Annotated in this window: 17 protein-coding genes; 6 read left to right on the forward strand and 11 right to left on the reverse strand. The window is 23.4% G+C overall.

Annotated elements, in window-relative coordinates; all coding sequences use genetic code 4:
* Positions 1-8: 8 nt before the first annotated feature.
* From AACL05_RS05795 to acpS, 6 genes are all read right to left on the reverse strand, one after another.
* Positions 9-746 (reverse strand): pseudouridine synthase, encoded by a 738-nt coding sequence (locus tag AACL05_RS05795; protein WP_338960534.1) that lies wholly within the window; start codon positions 744-746, stop codon positions 9-11.
* Complete coding sequence (scpB, locus tag AACL05_RS05800; RefSeq protein ID WP_286641535.1) at positions 739-1,320, reverse strand: SMC-Scp complex subunit ScpB; 582 nt, start codon at positions 1,318-1,320, stop codon at positions 739-741. The genes AACL05_RS05795 and scpB overlap by 8 nt, the downstream gene beginning before the upstream one ends.
* Entirely contained in the window at positions 1,313-2,065 is a 753-nt protein-coding gene (locus AACL05_RS05805; RefSeq protein ID WP_338960536.1) for a segregation/condensation protein A, read from the reverse strand. Before AACL05_RS05805 ends, scpB begins: the two co-directional genes overlap by 8 nt.
* Before the next feature lie 154 nt (positions 2,066-2,219).
* Complete coding sequence (locus tag AACL05_RS05810) at positions 2,220-3,545, reverse strand: hypothetical protein (RefSeq protein ID WP_338960538.1); 1,326 nt, start codon at positions 3,543-3,545, stop codon at positions 2,220-2,222.
* A 74-nt stretch (positions 3,546-3,619) separates the two neighbouring features.
* Positions 3,620-4,927 carry a thymidine phosphorylase gene (locus tag AACL05_RS05815; protein ID WP_338960541.1) on the reverse strand — a complete coding sequence of 436 codons (1,308 nt, stop codon included), beginning with the start codon at positions 4,925-4,927 and terminating at the stop codon, positions 3,620-3,622.
* Between the two features lie 28 nt (positions 4,928-4,955).
* Positions 4,956-5,276 carry a holo-ACP synthase gene (gene acpS, locus AACL05_RS05820; protein ID WP_338960545.1) on the reverse strand — a complete coding sequence of 107 codons (321 nt, stop codon included), beginning with the start codon at positions 5,274-5,276 and terminating at the stop codon, positions 4,956-4,958.
* 131 nt (positions 5,277-5,407) lie between these two features.
* Here acpS and AACL05_RS05825 point away from each other — a divergent pair, with 131 nt between their 5' ends.
* From AACL05_RS05825 to AACL05_RS05835, 3 genes are all read left to right on the forward strand, one after another.
* Entirely contained in the window at positions 5,408-6,268 is an 861-nt protein-coding gene (locus AACL05_RS05825) for a ribonuclease HIII (RefSeq protein ID WP_281748449.1), read from the forward strand.
* A gap of 168 nt (positions 6,269-6,436) precedes the next feature.
* Positions 6,437-8,608 carry a hypothetical protein gene (locus tag AACL05_RS05830; RefSeq protein WP_338960550.1) on the forward strand — a complete coding sequence of 724 codons (2,172 nt, stop codon included), beginning with the start codon at positions 6,437-6,439 and terminating at the stop codon, positions 8,606-8,608.
* A 158-nt stretch (positions 8,609-8,766) separates the two neighbouring features.
* Entirely contained in the window at positions 8,767-8,922 is a 156-nt protein-coding gene (locus AACL05_RS05835; RefSeq protein ID WP_174479916.1) for a hypothetical protein, read from the forward strand.
* 63 nt (positions 8,923-8,985) lie between these two features.
* Here AACL05_RS05835 and AACL05_RS05840 read toward each other — a convergent pair whose 3' ends face one another.
* A complete protein-coding gene (locus AACL05_RS05840; RefSeq protein ID WP_338960553.1) occupies positions 8,986-10,227 on the reverse strand; it encodes a DEAD/DEAH box helicase in 1,242 nt (413 codons plus the stop codon).
* Between the two features lie 458 nt (positions 10,228-10,685).
* Positions 10,686-12,293 carry a hypothetical protein gene (locus tag AACL05_RS05845; protein WP_338960555.1) on the reverse strand — a complete coding sequence of 536 codons (1,608 nt, stop codon included), beginning with the start codon at positions 12,291-12,293 and terminating at the stop codon, positions 10,686-10,688.
* 356 nt (positions 12,294-12,649) lie between these two features.
* Here AACL05_RS05845 and AACL05_RS05850 point away from each other — a divergent pair, with 356 nt between their 5' ends.
* The 3 genes from AACL05_RS05850 to AACL05_RS05860 all read left to right on the forward strand — a co-directional run bounded on the left by AACL05_RS05850 (position 12,650) and on the right by AACL05_RS05860 (position 15,625).
* The gene (locus AACL05_RS05850; RefSeq protein ID WP_338960558.1) at positions 12,650-14,371 is read left to right on the forward strand and encodes a hypothetical protein; all 1,722 of its coding nucleotides are present in this window, start codon (positions 12,650-12,652) and stop codon (positions 14,369-14,371) included.
* A gap of 13 nt (positions 14,372-14,384) precedes the next feature.
* Complete coding sequence (locus AACL05_RS05855; protein ID WP_338960561.1) at positions 14,385-15,293, forward strand: ABC transporter ATP-binding protein; 909 nt, start codon at positions 14,385-14,387, stop codon at positions 15,291-15,293.
* A 128-nt stretch (positions 15,294-15,421) separates the two neighbouring features.
* Positions 15,422-15,625: a hypothetical protein gene (locus AACL05_RS05860; protein WP_338960562.1), complete on the forward strand. Its 204-nt coding sequence runs from the start codon at positions 15,422-15,424 to the stop codon at positions 15,623-15,625.
* On the opposite strand, the gene AACL05_RS05865 is transcribed toward AACL05_RS05860, so the two are convergent.
* The 3 genes from AACL05_RS05865 to AACL05_RS05875 all read right to left on the reverse strand — a co-directional run bounded on the left by AACL05_RS05865 (position 15,582) and on the right by AACL05_RS05875 (position 19,372).
* On the reverse strand, positions 15,582-17,066 hold the full coding sequence (locus tag AACL05_RS05865; RefSeq protein ID WP_338985863.1) for an APC family permease: 1,485 nt from the start codon (positions 17,064-17,066) through the stop codon (positions 15,582-15,584). The two genes, AACL05_RS05860 and AACL05_RS05865, sit on opposite strands and share 44 nt — an antisense overlap.
* 120 nt (positions 17,067-17,186) lie before the next feature.
* On the reverse strand, positions 17,187-17,948 hold the full coding sequence (locus AACL05_RS05870; protein ID WP_338960568.1) for a hypothetical protein: 762 nt from the start codon (positions 17,946-17,948) through the stop codon (positions 17,187-17,189).
* 2 nt (positions 17,949-17,950) lie between these two features.
* Positions 17,951-19,372: a hypothetical protein gene (locus tag AACL05_RS05875; protein WP_338985865.1), complete on the reverse strand. Its 1,422-nt coding sequence runs from the start codon at positions 19,370-19,372 to the stop codon at positions 17,951-17,953.
* Positions 19,373-19,397: the final 25 nt, after the last annotated feature.

Consider the following 19,397-nt stretch of genomic DNA (forward strand, 5'->3'; position numbering starts at 1 on the left):
CTTTTATTTTAACTCTTTTGACTCAATTTCATCAATGTTGTTACTTCTTCTTCTGTCAAATAACGATATTCACCCATTGTTAAACCTTTTAAAGTAATATTAGCAACTTGTAAACGTTTTAAAGTAATTACTCTACTTCCTACTGCTTTAATCATACGTTTAACTTGTTGATTTTGTCCCTCATGAATGGTTAGATGTAGTAAAGTATTTTCTTTTTTTATATTTTTATAAATTATTTTAACAATAGCAGGAGAAGTTGTAAATAAAGTTGATAAAATAATACCGTCTTGTAGTTTTTTAATAGCATTTGATGACAAAATACCACTTGCCAATACTTCATATACCTTATCTATTTTATAACGAGGATGAATAATAGCATTAGTAAATTCACCATCATTAGTCATTAACAACAAACCTGAAGTATCAAAATCTAAACGACCGACTGGGTAAATTCTACTATTAATATTAGTAAAATAATTCATTACCGTTGGTCGATTTTTAGGATCACTGACTGTTGTTAAACAATTAGGTGGTTTATAAAATGCTAAATAAATATGATTAGATTGCTTAATAATTTGATTATTAACTTTAATAACATCACTACTTGTAACTTTAAAACCTAACGTTGTAATAATTTGCCCATTAACTGTTACTTGCCCATTAATAATTAGTAATTCTGCTTTTCGTCGTGAACATACTCCAGAATTAGCAATAGCTTTTTGCAAGCGTTCTAAATCATTATTCATTAGTAAAGTTGTAGATTTCTTGTTCATCATTTTGGTTATTAAATTGAGGCAAAGTTGGTAATTGAGTTAAAGATTCGATATTAAAATGATCCATAAATTCATCAGTTAAATCATATAAAATTGGTTTTCCTGGTAATTCACTACGACCAATCTCAGTAATTAAATTTAAACTTTTTAGTTTAAAAATAATAGAATCACAATTTACACCACGAATATCTTCAATTTGTGGTTTAGTAACTGGATGATTATAAGCAATAATAGCTAGTGTTTCTAAAGCTGCTTGTGATAAACGTATTAAAGGTTGTTGTTTTAATACTTGATAGCGATTATAATGAATAGGTTTTGTTGTTAATTTATAAATATTACCAACTTTAATTAAACTTAAACCACTGGTATCATCATCATTTAATTTCATTTGTAAAGACGCAATTAAATTTTCAACAGTCTTTGGTTTTTTTGTTAATTCTAAATATTCAGCAAGTGTTAATAAATCAAGGCCTTCATTGCCAGCAATAAATAATAAACCTTGTAAAACTGCTAATCTTTCGTTTGTTTTTCAATTGCTATTATTCATTTTTCTCACCTCGATAAATTACTGTAATTTCAGTAAAAGTATTAGTTTGTATAATATGTAAAATTTGATGATTTGCAAGATCTAAAATTGCAATAAAAGTAATAATAAAATAATGTAAAGTTAATGCTTTAGTAAAAAATAATTGTTCTAAAGTAAAGTGTTGCTTGGGGTTTTTTTTCAGTAAGTGTTTAATTTCTTTAGCTCGATCTTCAGCTGAAATTAAGTTTAATGCTAAATTAACTGGTAATTTATTTTCATTTTGTAGTCTATTAAATATGTTTAACATTGCTTGTGTTAATTTATTAATATTATTTTTTACCAAAATTGGTGTAATTTCATCAACTAAATATGTTTTTAAATCACTAGGTGTTTTTGTTAATAATTGGGTTCTATATAAAGCCTGTTCTTTAAAATAATTACTTATTTCTTTGAATTTTTTATATTCTAATAAACGAGCAATTAATTTTTGACGATTAACTTCATTTTCATAAGCACTATCTACCACTAGTTCTTGTTTTGGTAATAATTGTTTTGATTGCAATTCTAATAAATAAGCAGCAATCGGTAAATATTCACTTACTAAATCAATGTTTTTAATTAATTCTTCATTAATAAAATGAACATATTGGTTAGTAACATCATTTAGATTTAAATCTAAAATATCAATATTTTTTTCTTTAATTAAATGCAAAAGCAAATCCATTGGTCCTTGAAAAGATTCAATTGTAATTACTGGTTGTAACATTATTCTCGTTCCCTCAATATCATTTTATACTTATTAATATTAATTATAACTTAATTTAATAGTACTTGATTAATCTTTAATAAATAAAAAAACTTATTTTTAATTTTTTAATGATTAAAATAAGTTTTAAAAGTTATTATATATTTAAATATTATTATTTAACTTCACGTAACGTAATATGAATATTTTCAACATTTATTTCAAATTTTGAAGATGTCTTTATATCTGGAAAGCCTTTACTTAGGTCATATTCTAATTTAAAGTTTAAATTAAAATAACCATTTTTTTCGTTAGGATTAAAATTAAATCCACTTTCGGGATTAGTAATAGTTATTAGACTATCATTTCATTTGGAAGCAAGAATACTATAAATTTTATTAATATTAGCAAAATAACCCTTTGTTATAACTTGTTCTTTTATATTATTCATTTCCTTATAATCTGAAAAACTTTCTGAAGCATTTGGTAATTCCTTTACTGCATCAACTGTTCATTCAGAAAATATTTTTGAAATTTGTGTTGTTGCATCAACAAAAGTTTGGTTAATCTTAATAGCAGTAGTACTTTCAATATCACCAGTATTAAAAATAGATTTACTATCATTACCAACTAAGAAATCAATAGTAATATTACTAACATTACCATTAAATACAATTGATTTATCATCATTATTGGTCACCGTTGGATCTGTCATTTTAAATAAAGTTGATTTAGGAACATTTGAAAAATCACCTGAAAATTCAAAACTTAAACTTAAACCAGAATATTGAACTTTATCTTTAATGGCAACATTTAAATTTTGTTTAATATATGATAACTGAGTTCTAGCAATTTCTTCTTTTTCTTCTTTTTCTGCTCCTTTAATTTTTCCAGTTATTGGTAAATTTTCAACATTAATATTTAGATTACCTTTAGTAATTTCTTCTTTAATAAAATCTTTAATTGCATCAGCTTTTTTTTGATCACTAGTATGACTTGTATCATTATTAATTGTAATTTTAATATCTTTAGTAACTGATGGTAAATCTAAATAAGAGATTTCCGCTTTTACTCATAAATGACCATTGACTAATTCACTACCAGTTGGTAAAACAAACTTAGGTTTTTCTTTTTCATCATTATCATTATCTTTTTTTGGAACATAGTCCATAATTTTGACATGTGCATCAGGGTGATATCAATTTGCTGGATGTTCATTGGTACTTTCTTTAAGTTTACTAGAGAAAAAGTTACCAATAGCTGTTTGCACAGAAGTATCTAATTTGCTAAAAATTTTACCTTTCATTTCTCCTATATTGGTATCATCTGATAAATTAAGATCAGCCTTAATTTGCACACTACTATCAGTAACAAAAGAGGCAGCAAAATTAAGAATATCCCTTGGAGTCATTTGATTATTTTCACTACCACAAGCAACAACTGTTACAACTGGTGTTGTTGCTAAAGCAAGTGTGCCCAGTAATTTTAATAAAGATTTCACAAAAACGCTCCTTATCATTTCATTTAATTAATATTTTTAAAATACTGTAACATTATAAACAATTTTAAACTAAATTACATTATTATTTCTAAAATTATTGGTTTAATATCGTATTTTTTATTAGTAATCTGAAATATAGAAATTGCCAAATCTAAAAATTGTTGATGGAAATGTTGATCTTTATTAGTATGGAGTTCCATAATTACACTATTTTTTTCAACTTTTTGACCATGAATTTGTTTTAAATAAATTCCTGCCACCGGATCAATAATATCAGTTTTCGTAGTTCTTCCTGCTCCTAATATTACTGATAATTCACCTAAAGCATAATTATTAGTAAAATCTAAATAGCCCGATAATTGCGCCTTAACTTTAATAATATATTTAGCTGGTGGTAATTTATCAATATTATCAAGATATTTAGTATCTCCACCTTGACTTTTAATAAAATCATAAAAAATTTGTAGTGGTTTTTCACTAGTAAACATAGCATTAACTTTATCAATACCCTCTTTTAAGGTTTTTACCTTTTTAGCTCCCAATAAGGCTAAAGCTACTAAATTACTAACAAGGATTTTCAAATCTTCTGGTCCTTTATTTTTTAAACTTAAAATAACTTCTTGTAATTCTAGTGCATTACCAATTGTTCGTCCTAAAGGCTTATTCATATCACTAATAATAGCATAAATTTTTTTATTAAAAGCTTTACCAATATGTACCATTAATTTTGCTAACTCTCTTGCAGTTACTATATCCTGAACAAAGGCACCTTTTCCACATTTAATGTCTAGTAAAATTAAATCAGCGCCCATTGCTATTTTTTTAGACATAACACTAGCAGCAATTAATGGTAATGAATCAACTGTTCCTGAAACATCACGTAATGCATATAATTTTTTATCAGCAGGCACTAAATTACTAGTTTGACTAATAATACTCATACCAACTTTATTAACAACTTTAATAAAATCTGATATTGCTAAATCACATTTAAAATTTGGAATTATTTCCAGTTTATCAATAGTACCACCAGTAATACCCAATCCTCTTCCAGAAATTTTTGCAACCTTTAATCCACAAGCAGCAGCTATTGGACCAAATACTAAACTAGTTTTATCACCAACACCACCAGTTGAATGTTTATCAATACTAAAACCAGTAATTTGTGATAAATCCATGGTTTCACCACTATTAATAATAGCTTTTGTATATTCTACTAATTCATCATTAGTCATTCCCTGAAAATAAACAGCCATTGCTCAAGCACTAATTTGATAGTCTGGTATTGTTTCATTGGCAATACCTTCTGTTAAAAATTTTAGTTCTTCTTTATTTAAACTTTGTCCTAATTTCTTTTTAGAAATTAAATCAATCATATACATTTTAATAAAACACCTTACTTTCTTTTTATTAAATAACAATTACAATTGCAATTGCATTAGTTTCATTATGTGATAAAGATAAAAGTAATTGATAATTCTTAATGATAGTTATTGGTTGATTATATTGATTATAGCTAATATCAATATTTTTAAATGTTAACTTTTCTTGTGGTAATGCCTTAAAAATTGCTTCTTTTAATGCTCATCTTCCTGCCAAAAATTCCTGTTGACGTTGTAAAGAATATTGATTAAAAAGTATAATTTCTTTTTTACTTAAAATTCTTTTAGCAAGTTCTTCAATATTTTCTATTCGATTTACTTCAATAATATCTATACCTACACTACGCATTGTTAACTCCTTATATAAAATAAAAGGTTAAAACCCTAAAATCCTTGTTTTTATTATATAATTAATATGAAAGAAAGTGTGATATTAATTTCAATAAATCAAATAAATTTTGAAAAGATGGTGATATATTAATGACATTTTACTTAAATCAAAAACAAAAATCATTAATTAAAGAACACTACCAAAACTATAAAGTTGATAATAAAAATAGTAGTTATGAATTATTTCAATATCATAATATAACAATTGAAATTTATCAAGAAAAAGTTATTTTTAAAGGTACTAAAGAGGATATTATTGCAGAATATCGCAGTATTTGAAATCAACTTGATGAAAATCAATCACCAGTCATTGGCAATGCTGAATTTGGTATTAATAATTTTTTTGGTCCACTTGTTATTATTAGTTCTTATATTGGTTCAGGTAATTTAGAAAAATTACGTTTACTTAACATTCGCGATTATAAAGACTTATCACAAAGTAAATTTATTGAATTAGCACAAGATATTATGAAAACAATTATTTTTGAGTCAGTAATCATTAACAATCGTAAATATAATCAATGAATTGATGCGGGTTATAGCCCCAATATTATTAAAACCTGAGGAGAAAATCAAGCATTAGTTCGTATGTTACAACATAGAATTCAATATGATACTATAGTTATTGATCAATATATTAATGAAGATACATATTACAAATACATTGAAAATATGAAAGATAATCGTAATAAAATTATTAAAGATAAAGTTCAATTTGTTACTAATGCAGAAAGTAAGTATTTAGCTATCGCTTGTAGTACTATTATTAGTCGTTATTTATTTTTAGAAGAAATTAAAAAAATAAAAGGTATTGACACTAATACAATTCCATTAGGTACTGGAAAAGAAGTTAATGTATTTTTAGAAAAAATTAAAAATGAAAAAACAATTGAATTTAATAAATTTCTTGAACGTCATAGCAAAAAATCATTTACTGAATTTTTTAAATAAATAATTAAAACTTAATTTTTATTAACTATATATAAAAAGATATTTTTTATTTAAAAACTATTAAATAAATGATATAATCCAAATCAGATATATGTTTAAATATATTTTTAAGTCCTATTTTGTTTTTATAAACAAAATAGGACTTTTATACTTAAAGGAGAAAATAAAATGCCAAATGAAGAAAAAAAGCCTTTATTAGAAAAAAATAAACATAGTAATTATGGAATTACTCATCAACAACCTTCTATAAATGATAGTAATTCAAGTAGTACTGAAAGTCTTAATAATTCAAGTACAATTATCGAAATAGAAGATAGTGAAGAAAATAATTGAATAAATTGTAGTAGTCGCTATGGAGGAACAACACAAAAAAAACTCAATGATAATGGAAATTGAAAATATGAAACCCAAATTAAAAATAACTTTGATAGTTTAACTTTTTTTAATGAAAGCACTATTACCATTAATAACAATCAATACTGACAAAAACTAACATTTGTTGAAAAAAATTGAACAGTAATTATAGTGATTTTAGAATTATTAAAAATAAACTTTAATAGAAATACAATAGAAATATATAAAAAAGAATACAATGATATTGATAAATATATTGATGATAATTTAGATTTAAAAACTTTTCAAAAAAAAGAAAGAAAATTATCACCCGAAAATCAATTCTTAGAAAATATTACTATAAAAACTATTAATAATCTTAATAAATTTATAACAAATACCAACGCACTTAATGAACAATTAAAATTATTTAAAGAAAATTCTAATAATAGAGATTTAAATGTTTTATTAAAATTATATAAATATTTAACAATAATACAAAATTTTATTGATCAAACAAAACCAGGAATAATAAGAAATATTGCATATAAATTTTTAGGATTATTAGAAATTTATATTGGACTTACTGGTAAAAATTTACAAAGAGTAGTTTCTAATTTTCCCATTGATGGTAAAGAACACACATCCCAAGATTATATTGATGCTATATTTTGAAATTGACAAAATTATGTTATGGTATTACTTGATACTGCACTTGGCACATTTTTCACTTCAGCAGCTTCAAGTTGATCACGAGATGTTTTTTTTAATAAAAAAAACAAAACAAATCCCATTGAAATCAATCAATTTAATACCAGTGACTTTGAAAAATATAAAGAAATATTTGAAACACTTTTATTTGAAGAAGATCATCAAAAATTAATGAAATATTTTTCAAATATTTCCATACTTAATGATTTAATACAGAAATTTAATCAAATTGAAAATTGTGTAGAAACAGAATTTGAATATCATCCAAATTTTAAAAAAGAAATTGAACGAATTAAAAAACTAATTATTAATTCACAAACAGAAAATAATAATGCTAATAATGATATTGAAATTAAACAAGTAATATCTTTAGCAAATAAAACAATTAAAACTATGGAACAACAAAATAATAAACCAATAGCATTAGTAACTAATTGAGGACGTAATCTTTTAGTTAATTTAACTTTAGAAACACTAACATGGGCAGGTAGTCATATTATTCTAACTGGTTCATCAGAAAATACTTCTAAAGAAGATTTTAATTTACATGATTGAATCACGAAAGACATTTTTACTACAGGTGCTTTAGCAGCAAATATAAGTCGTTATTTCGTTATGAGACCAATTAATAATATTTTTAAATCGGGTTTAACAAACTTAGGAATTCCAACTAATCTTTGTTCTGAAAAACTTTCAAAATGAGTTGAAAAACAAACTAGATATAAAAAAATATTAATGGCAATCCCTTTATTTTTATCAGTCACTTGTACTGTTAATGCTGTTAAAACAGAAGCTGCATTAGTTACTGAATATGGATTTCAAAAAGCCACAAAATTATTTTATGAAAAATTTGTTAGATGAACAACATTAGGATTTTCAATTGGTGTAACAGCAATTGATATGATTGCTTTTGCTATTTCTGATTTTTATAAAGATGTATTTAATCAACCAATAACTATAAAAAAAATCACAGAAATATTAACTAGTTGTTGTGGATTTACTAAAAAAGAAGCAGTTTTTCTTGAAAAACATTTAGAAAAATTAGAAAACAATGGGAAATTCACAACTCTTGATGAATTGTTTAAAAAATATCAGGAAGAAGAATTTGAAGATTCTGGTATTGAAGAAGTTTTATCACAACAAATAGAATCAGAAAAATCATCAAATGAAAAAGAAACTGATGACGAAACATCAATAGAAGAATTTCCTATTGACAATCCATATCAATTTGCAAATGATATAAATAACCAACCATCAACAAGTACAGGAATATACCATCCAATGTCATTCAATTAAAAGCACTATTTAAATTTAATTTTTAGTCACTCTTTTAAAAAGAGTGACTTTTTTAATATTTTATATTTATTTTTTTTCTAAAAAATGTACACTAATTTTGGATATTTTAGATATATAAGAATAAATATGCCAAAAAAAATAGTGAGAAAGGGATTTTTATGGATGAAAAAAATAAAAGAGAAAAAGAAATAGCAAGAATAAAAGAAAAAATTGCAGCTAATAAATTAAAAAAAGAATCTGAAAAAGCTGAAAAAGAAAGACAACAACAAGAAATCGAAAATAAGAAAAAAAATGAAAATAAAAAAACTTTATAAAAATAATATTTAAAGAAAAAATCACTTAATAATTAAGTGATTTTTTTATAAAAATGAATAATTTTAATATTTTGGTTTTCTTTTTCAATTTGAATTATTATCAACATTACGTTTAAAATCATTTCTATTGTTATGAGATGAAAAATTTAATTTAGTCGGTACTTTAACAACATTTTTAGGTAAATCTCAACCTGTAGTATCTAGTAAAGTAATTTCGTGATTTTGATAATATTGAATTTCTTGAATTTCATTATATTGAACTCTATTACTTACTAAAGTAATAGCAGTGCCTTGTGCTCCAGCACGAGCTGTTCTACCAATACGATGAGTATAATACTCATATTCGCGTGGAATATCATAATTAAAAACATAATCAATACCATTAATGTCAATTCCTCTAGCAACAACATCAGTAGCAATTAGTACTTTAACCTTACCATTTTTAAATTGTCTCATTGCTTCCATACGTTCTCTTTGACTTTTATCACCGTTAATAACAGCACATTTAATATTATTTTGTTCTAATAATTGTGCGATTTTGTTAGTAAAAGCTTTTGTATTTGAAAAAACAATACTTAATTGTGGTTGTAATTTTTGATATAAAGCAACTAATGCAGTTTCTTTTGTTATATTACGACAATCAAAATAATATTGTTTAATATTTGCTTGTTGTAATTTTTGACTTTCATCTTCAACACTAATACTAACTGGATTATTTTGATAATCATCAGCAATTTTTAAAACTGGTTTTGACATTGTCGCTGAAAAAAGAACAGTTTGAATATTTTGAGGTGAATTTTCAAATAAGAAATCAATATCTTTTTTAAATCCCATTTTTAACATTTCATCTGCTTCATCTAAAACTAATGTTTTAATTGAATTTAATCTTAAACTGCCACGATTAATATGATCAGTAATTCTTCCTGGTGTTCCAACAACTATGTTACTAGTTCTTAAATCATATAATTGATTTCTAATATTAACACCACCGCATAATAAAACAACATTAACGCCATTTAAAAAATAAGCATATTTTTTTACTTGTTTAGCAACTTGGATTGCCAATTCTCTAGTTGGACAAACAATAATGGCTTGATTACGATATAATTTTATATCTAAATTATGTAATATAGGTAAGACAAAGGCAGCAGTTTTTCCGGTTCCGGTATGACTTTTTCCAATAATATCTTTTTTTTGTAAAGAAACTGGAATTGTCTTCTTTTGAATTGGTGTTGGGGTAGTATAACCCCATTTAGCAATAGCAGCAGTTAATTCTTGTTTTAAATTTAGTTCTGTAAAACTCATATATTTCTCCTTAAAAATAAATTTTGAATAAATTTAGAAAAAATGATAATTATAACCTGAAAAATAACCTCTAAAAGAGGATTATTTTAAAAAATGATTAGTTTTATTTATTATTTATATATAATATACTTACTTACATTTTAAAGTATTAATTCATCTAATTTTTCTAAAATTAAAAGTTGTCAAATAATTTCATGATATTATTTATTTCTTTGACATCATTAACAACTTTTTTGATATTTTTTTATCAATCATATCTTAAAAGAAAATTGCGAATTAATCAACAACTTAAATATAATACACTATTTTTAATTAAATGTAAAGATAAATTTATAGAAATGAAAATATAAAAATAATAATTAAAATACTATACAAATTTTTAAATTTATTAAAATTAAAAATTTAAATTATATTAGAAATTTTTTATCATAACAAAAAATTTTGAAAAATAATATAAATTATCAAACATCAGTATCTGCTTTTTTAATAATTCAATTATCAAATAAAATATGATTATTTTTATGATTCTTAATCATTCCAATTAAAAAATTAGTGTTTGCATAACGAATAGTTAAATAATTATAACCATGCATACCACCCGCATTTCTTTTAACTTTAAATGTATTATCATCTACTTTTTCCACACTAGTTCTATCACTTAAAGTTGGATTTTTTTCTCCTTTTCAAAGACCATTTAAAGTAACTGAAATATTACCTTTAATAAGATTTTTGGTTGTAGCTTTAGAACTTATTTTTGAACTAATATAGTCACTAATATCACTCATTGTTTTATTATTTTGAACAAAATTATCAAAATCTCCGGGATTCATATATATTGTTAAATTATTATCAGTAGTGATATCAATACGCCCTTTAGCAAATTCACTTTTTGTATAGAATATTTTACCTAATGCTGTTGCTGTTTGCTCTGCTCATTCATCTTGCGTTTGATTAGGGCTAATATTAATAAAATCTAAAGTCATTGGCGTTAATCTTAATCCTGAAATGCTTCAATCACTAATAGTGATTTTTCCAAAAGCATTAATTTTATTTTTACTTTCTTCAGGCACTCCTTGTTTTCCAACAAGTCACTTAGTAATCTCATCTGAAAAAGCTGTTGCTGTTGGTGATAAATAATTTTTCAAAGAATCAATTGCTTCATCAATTGTAGATTTAGTAAGCGCTTCATACATATGATCACCACTAGCATAAACATCATTTTTTTGAAGAACTTCTGATTGAGCATTAATATCAACTTTAGTAATATTAACTTTATTGTTATTAAGTTTTCTAGTAATTAATTCTTTTGCTTTTTGTAATAAACTTTCACTATCAGTAGTGGTGCTTTCTATTTGTATCATAAAATCTTTTAATACTTTTGTTACATTACCAGTTGAAGCTTCAATTAAAGACTTTAAATTAGCGCCAGTATTAGCGTAATTAAAATCAAAAATATTAGATACTTCAATTTCTGTCTTTTTGTTACTTTCATCTTTATAAGATAATTTTAATTTTAAGTCTGCAGCAAGTTTATATCACATTGTTATGTTATACGTTGCTGGATCATAATTTTCAATACCAAAATCAGCTTTTTCCTTAGTTCAATTGAATTGTTTATTTGTCATTGTTGTTCCATTAAAATCAATTTTTAAAATTTCACTAGTAGTTATATTATTAAATAATGGTTTTAAATCAGATGGTTGTAATAAATAATCCTCAATAATAAGATTTGTAATATCTTTTTGAAGCCTAGTTAAAAATATATCTTTTATTTTACTATCAACCAGAGTGTCACTATCTTTAGATAAACTATTTAAATTATTAGTAATATCTTTTCCAGATTCACCAAATTCATCTTCAAAAGTTAAATTCTTATATTCACTAATTAAATTTGCAAGTCCTAAACTAATTTGCTCTTTAGCTTTTTTTAATAATTCTTGTACATCAGCATTTTCCGATACTTCATCATCAGTATCAGAACTATTACCATTTCCACATGCCACTACATTTACTGCTAATGGTGCTGTTAATCCAAAAATTGCTAATAATTTTAATATTCCCTTCACTCTAGTACCCTCCTAAAATTTCTTTTAATATATTTTATTAAAGTTTTAGTATATTCTATAATATTTATAATTAAAATGTTGTGAATATATTAACTTTAATATTTCAGTAAACTAATAAGTTTATAAAAAATCAAGTTTAATTTAATAATTAAAAAATAAGCATTGTAATCATAATTATTAGATTATCTTTTATATCAAAATTTGTTAAATTTTATTACTTATAATTAAAATGTTTAAATAATATTTCTTTTTTTATGCAGTTTAATAAAAAATAATTTTTCTTTTTCATTAAATTATATTTTATAAACAAAAAAAATAATTGATTATAATTGATAATATGTAAAGGAGAAAAAATAATGGACAGATTACTAGAAACCACAACGAAAACTATAGAAAAAACTAAAACCAAAAAGGCAAGTTGATTTAAGTTATTTAGATTAATTATAATTAAAATTAGTTACAGTTTTATTACGGCATTTTTATTTTTATTTTCAATAGTAATTTCGGTATTGAGCATTAGTGTTTTGTTTTTTTTAAATTTATCAATAGAAGATTTTATTATTGATTTACAATATTATATTATGATTTTTTATAGTATATTTTTATTTATTTTTATTTTATTAAATGCTATAAAAATTTTTGGTACTCAATTTGAAGATAGTTCTTTCTTATTATTACTTACTAAACCTTATACAAGAAATGTTATTATTTTAACTCAATACGCTGCTTTATTTTTTATGAGTTTAACTTTTATTTTCATAAATATTATTGCTTTATTAATATTTGGCGGGATTTGTGGAATTATTATAAAAGTTTCTTATTTAGCTTTTTACGTATTAACTATCCTAAAGTTTTTTGGCTTTTGCTCTTTATTTGCTGTTTTAGTTACTGTTGGTGTAGTAACAATGTTAGTTTTTACTCCATCACAAACAGTTTTTTTAATTTTTGTTATTTTCTGTAGTCTATTTTTATTAGGTGGTTTGCCTTACTCATTAACCAAAATAAATAGTGACATTATTAAAATTAATTTTGAAAATAATATCCAATATACTGTTAGTGAAATCAAAGAAGCAATTTTATTTAAACAAAATTTAGAAAAAGGATTAATTAAATATCCAAATTTAACAAAAGCTATTTTTGATTTTTATTCTAATCTTAGTGATCAAGAATTAAAGGATATTAAAAAAAATAATGTTATTAATAAGCGTATTGATTTTTATCAAAAATTAGGATTTATTAAAACAAATCCTACTGTTAAAACTCTTAGTGGTAAAACAACCACTTGAAAACCAATTGAATTTCAAAATAAAGATATATTTATGAAAATTACTTTTAATAGTTATTTTAAAAACTTAGATGAATTAAAAAATAATGTTGATAATAATCAAATTACAGAAGACTTAATTAATATAATTAATGATTATGATAAAAAGTATAATATTGATTCATTTATGGATCTGCAAAGTGGTAAAGCACCTTCACTATTAACATACGATACTGATATTAATAATACTTATATACAAATTACAGGTCCAATATTAGAAAAACCCGTTCCACTATCACCCAAGGAAATTAAAAATATTTTTATTGATACATATGCATATAAATTTGATTTTCGTAATGAATTTAATAAAATTTTTTATAATCCTGTTTATTTTTTAGTTAGAACAACCGAAGAATATATTTATAATCAAATTCATACTTATCGTCAGATTACTAATAATTCTGTTACTAATGATAAAAATTATAAAAATTACATTAGTATTGCAAATAGTTATCAATTTATCAATGCAATAAATTTTATTGAACATTGAAATCAAATTTGAACTTATTTTATGGACTACTATGGTGATTTTTGATTTGAACCTTATGCAACATCTAGTATCGATTTTGATACACAAAAAAATACTTTATTTAGTTATCCTGATTTTAAACTAACACTAAATAATAAAAAAATAAAAACTGATAACATTGATTATTTTCAAAATAATCAATCAGTTCTTGAAATATATTGTGGATTTTCTATCTTTTTATTCTTACTTTCTTATTTAATGTATAATCGAAAAATTGTTAGTTAGGAGAAAACTTATTATGGGAACTACAGAAGACATTATAATTAGTGTCAGAAACTATAACAAAAAATTTAAAAAGTTTAATATTAGTAATATTAATTTTACTGTATTTAAAGGAACTATTCATGCTTTGGTTGGTCAATCTGGTAGCGGAAAATCTGTTTTATTAAAGTCTATCATTGGTGCAATGCCTAGTAACAGATACAGTGGTACAATTAAGGTTAATGATTACAAAGCAGGAAGTGCAAAATCAAAATTAAGTTTAGGTTATTCCTTAAATTTAGAAAACTTTCCACAAGGTTTAACAGCTTATAATTTTCTAAAATATTTAGGACAAACAACCACTATTACCGATAGTGCTCTAGAAGTTAATTTACAAAAATTATTAAATAATTTTAATTTATGAGAACATCGTAATAAGGGTTTAAATTCTTTCTCTTCAGGAATGAAAAATAGAATTATGCTAATTCAAGCCTTAGCACATGATCCAGAACTAGTAATTCTTGATGAACCGGGTGCAAACTTAGATTCAGAGTCACGAAAATATTTTACAAATGTATTAAAAAGATTAAAAGCAGAAGGTAAAACTATTTTCTTAACAACTCATATGATTAACGAGGTTAAAGATATTATTGATGATTGTACTATTATTGATTTGGGAAAAATGCTTTATAGTGGACCAATAGCAAAATTTGATGTTGGCAAAATTTTTATTTTGACTACCAACAATTTACCATTAACAGCCACTATATTAACAAAATATCAATATCAATTTAAATATATTAAAGATTTAAATGAAATCTTAATTCGCTTAGATACACAAGAAAAAATTGATAATCTTAGTTCAATTTTAAATAAATATAAAATTGGTATTCAAAATCTTTATGAAAAAGAAATAGATTTATCACATTTAAAAAATTTTTTATAAAATAAAAAACAAAAATTTAACTATAAAATTTCTAATTTTTTTAATTTCTTATAGTATAATTATTTATAAACTTAATATAAGTTTAATTATTTTAAATAAATACCTTTTCATTTTAATAAGGAGAAAAAATGCAAAAAGTTAATGAATGAATAAATAAACATCAACATGAATTTAAGAAAACACTTGAAGAAAAAAATCAAATAAAAATAAATTGAGAACAAGAATACAAAATAATTAATAATTTAAAAGAAGAAATAAACAACAAATATAAAAAAACTTATTTTTTTATTAACTATTACATTTTGCTAATTTTGCTTGATGTTCTAAATTAAAAGTAAATTCACTATTCAATTCTACTTGTAAATTAGGATTTGTTTTTAAACAAATTTTATATTTTTTATAGTAATAAGCAAAGTATCAAGTTATTGCAAAAATCACATTACTTAAAATAAATACTAATTCAATAACCATAGCAACTATTGCACTTGAATCAGTTGCTGTAACTGCATCATAAATAATAGAATAATAATGTCAAACAAACATTAAACCTAAAGTTACTAAAATAAATGGAAAAGTAATTTTTTCATATCAATTTAGTTTTAATTTTTTATCTAATGCTAATTTTAATACTGTAATTAAAACCATGATATAAATAAACATTGTAATTACAGAAAAAGCTGATGATAAAATTAACATAACAGATGTTACTATTAAATTAATAACTGCTGCTTTAACAGGAATTCCATCTTTATTTAAATTAAATAACTTATTAGAAATATATCCTTCTTTAGAAAGCGGCTGTAATGTGGTACCACCATATAAAGCGTTTTGCATTGCGATATTAATTTTTAAAGCTAACCCACTAATAATCATTATAATTGGACCACCATAGATAATTATTTTGCTTGTAAAAGGACTTCACGCACCCATATTCATATTTTGAACAAAGACTCTATATCCTAAAAAGAAAATTAATGAAATAACAACATAGAAAATTGTCATAATTATCATAATTAAAGTAATACCTTTACCAATATTTTTTTCAGGGTTATTAACGTTTTTATCTGCTGTTGAAAAAATTTCAAAACCAGCAAAGAAAAAGAAACATGAAGTAAAAGTATTCATAAATCTAGCAAAAGAAAATGTACTCTCAGTAGTTCAGTAATTTCAATTTGATGAACCATTAGTTATTGCTAAACTAATTCCAGCAATAACTAAAAATCCGGCTGTTAATCACTTAATAATTGATGTTGTATGTGCCATTTTTTTATATATTTTAATCCCAGCAAAAATAACAGAAGCTGAAATCATATAAATAAAAATTCCAATGAAATCTAAATATAAATCAGAAAATGGTCCTCAATTAGCACTATACCATTGTGGTTGACCATTACTAATAAATTCTGGAGAAAAAGTTCCTCTAATTAACATCATTACTTGAATTGTTACAACAAATGGTAAACAAGCATATTGCATAAAACCTACTAATCAACCTCAGAATCTACCAAAAGTTGTCCTAACATAGATATATGCACCACCATTATTATCAGAATTATGAATTCTAGATAATTTTGCAAAAGCTCATGCACAATTACCCGCCACAAAACCAATTAATAAATACACTCATATTGCATTAATTCCAATTGAATTAGGTTTTCCAATATTAGATAATATTGCAAAATTACCAATAAAACCAATTCCTACTGCATAATTAAAACCTAATCAAACAAATTCTTTTAATGACAATCGTTTATGAGATTCATCACTCTTCATTATTTTTTCCTCCTTAATATTTTTAAAATTAATTGTAACATTTAAAAAGAAAAATATTTTGTTATTAATTAAATTAATGACATATATTCTAATTTTAATGATAATAATTATTAAAACCATTTAAGTAAATAACAATCTACTATGTTCACTTATTGAATGTTGATTTGCAAAATCAACATTATTTATTGAAATTATTTCATCTTGTAATAAAGGAATTATTTCTCCTTTATGATGCTTTATTTCTTGTTCAATTTCTTTTTGATGTTGATCTAAATCTTCATTACTTACATTATTAATTAGAGATACTGTTTTCATATTTAGTTCTGTTTGATGAAATTGTCGTTCAATAGTAACTAACTCTGTTAAATTCTCTAAATTATTTTCTGCTATTGTTTTATCGATTTGTGATTTTAAAGAAAATGGTTTATTATAAACAAAACCAAACCCCATTGAAACAAAAATAACACAGGCTAAAAATAATAATCATTCATTTCCAACAAAATTATCTTTGGCATTTACTAATACTTTTTTTATACTTTGTAAATCAAATGAATTTATTTCATTTCAATCAATATTATCTATACGTTGTTGAATTTGACTTTTTATATTTTCGACTATTACTGGCAAACTTTTATATTTAAAAATATATTCAATTTCTTCTTTAGTAACTTTACTGAAAATACTACATATTTCGATTATTTTACTAAATGCTATTTTATTATCTTCTATTACTTTTATTGAATCCTTTTTTAATTGTTCAATTAAAATTTGAAAATCTAAATTTGAAATTTGCCTTCTTTTTATTACTAACATTTCATGCACTATTTTTATATTTGGCGCTACTTCATGACCATTACGACGATAAGGGTACGGATATTTCATAACTATTTCAGCTGAAGCACCACCAAGTACAGATCTAAGTCAAGAATATATAATTGTATATTTTCAACATCTGTTATATTGCCAGTAATATTAAGTTTGGTTATTCCTGTAACGTGTTCTCTATTAAAAACTTCCATTGAAATAATAAAATCTTTAAAAAAATCAGAATTAAAATCATTCATAATATGTCCTGCTTCATGTATACAACTTTTAATTTTACCATCTCATGTTTTAATGTTAAAACTATTACCATTTATAATTAATGTAAAATATTGTTTTTTCAATGGTGATAGTTGCACTAATTGACTTGGTTTTAATTCTAAAATTTGTCATAAATAAAATGAACTTACTTGTTGTTTCGTCAATGATTTAACTTGTACTGGGGTCAATGATCTAATTTGTAGTGGTAAAAACTCTTGAATTTGTTTTTCCGTAAATTCTGAAATTTGTTCTTCTGTAAATTTTGAAATTTGTTTTGGTTTAAATCATGATATTTGTTCTGGTTTAAAAAATTTAATTTGTATTGGGGTCAATGCTTTAATTTGTTGTATTGTAAAAACTTCAATTTGTTCTCTTGTTAATGATTTAATTTGTTCTTCTGTAAATTCTGAAATTTGTCATGTTCATAATGATAAAATTTGTTCTAGTTTAAATCATGATATTTGTTTAGGCATCAATGATTTAATTTGTTCTTCTGTTAATGCTTTAATTTGTTGTATTGTAAAAATTTGAATTTGTTCTTTTGTTAATGCTTTAATTTGTATTGGGGTCAATGCTTTAATTTGAGAAATTGTTAATAATAAAAAATGTTCTAGAGAAATTTTTGAAATTTGCTCTGGTGCTATTTCTGAAAATTGTGTCGGTGTTAATCAAAAAACTTCTCATAAAAATAATTTAGTTTTTTCTGGTGTAAACTTGTTAATTTGTTCTTCTGTAAAGAATTGAATCTGTTTTTGTGTAAAATACTGGACTTGTTCTGAAGTAAATCATGGGATTTGTTCAAGTTTAAATCATGGAATTTGAATTGGTGTAAATGCTTGAATTTGAGATGATTCAAGCGATTTCATTTGTTTTTTGGTAAATGATTGTATTTGTTTTTCTGTAATTATTGTAATATCTCATACTTGAATGTTTTGAATTTGTTCTTTTGTTATTGCTTGAATTTTTAATAAATTTAATTCATAAATTTTCATTATATTTATATTATCAATTGAATTAGTTTCCCTTTTAATTCTATTTAAATTAAAATCTAATATCGTTGTAATATTTTTATTATCAATTAACAATTGATTTCTTGTTATCATTTCATTATTTGTCATAGGTATTGCTATTGATAGATCATGTGTTTTTTTATTTTGTTGGTCAAAACTAAAAACAGTTAACGTTCATACTTTAAATCAATAATTTGGATTAAAAATTTTCATAATTTATACTATCCTTTCTTTTTAG

Origin of the sequence: Spiroplasma endosymbiont of Thecophora atra (genome assembly GCF_964019735.1) — a bacterium.
Lineage (GTDB): Bacteria > Bacillota_I > Bacilli_A > Mycoplasmatales > VBWQ01 > Spiroplasma_E > Spiroplasma_E ixodetis_A.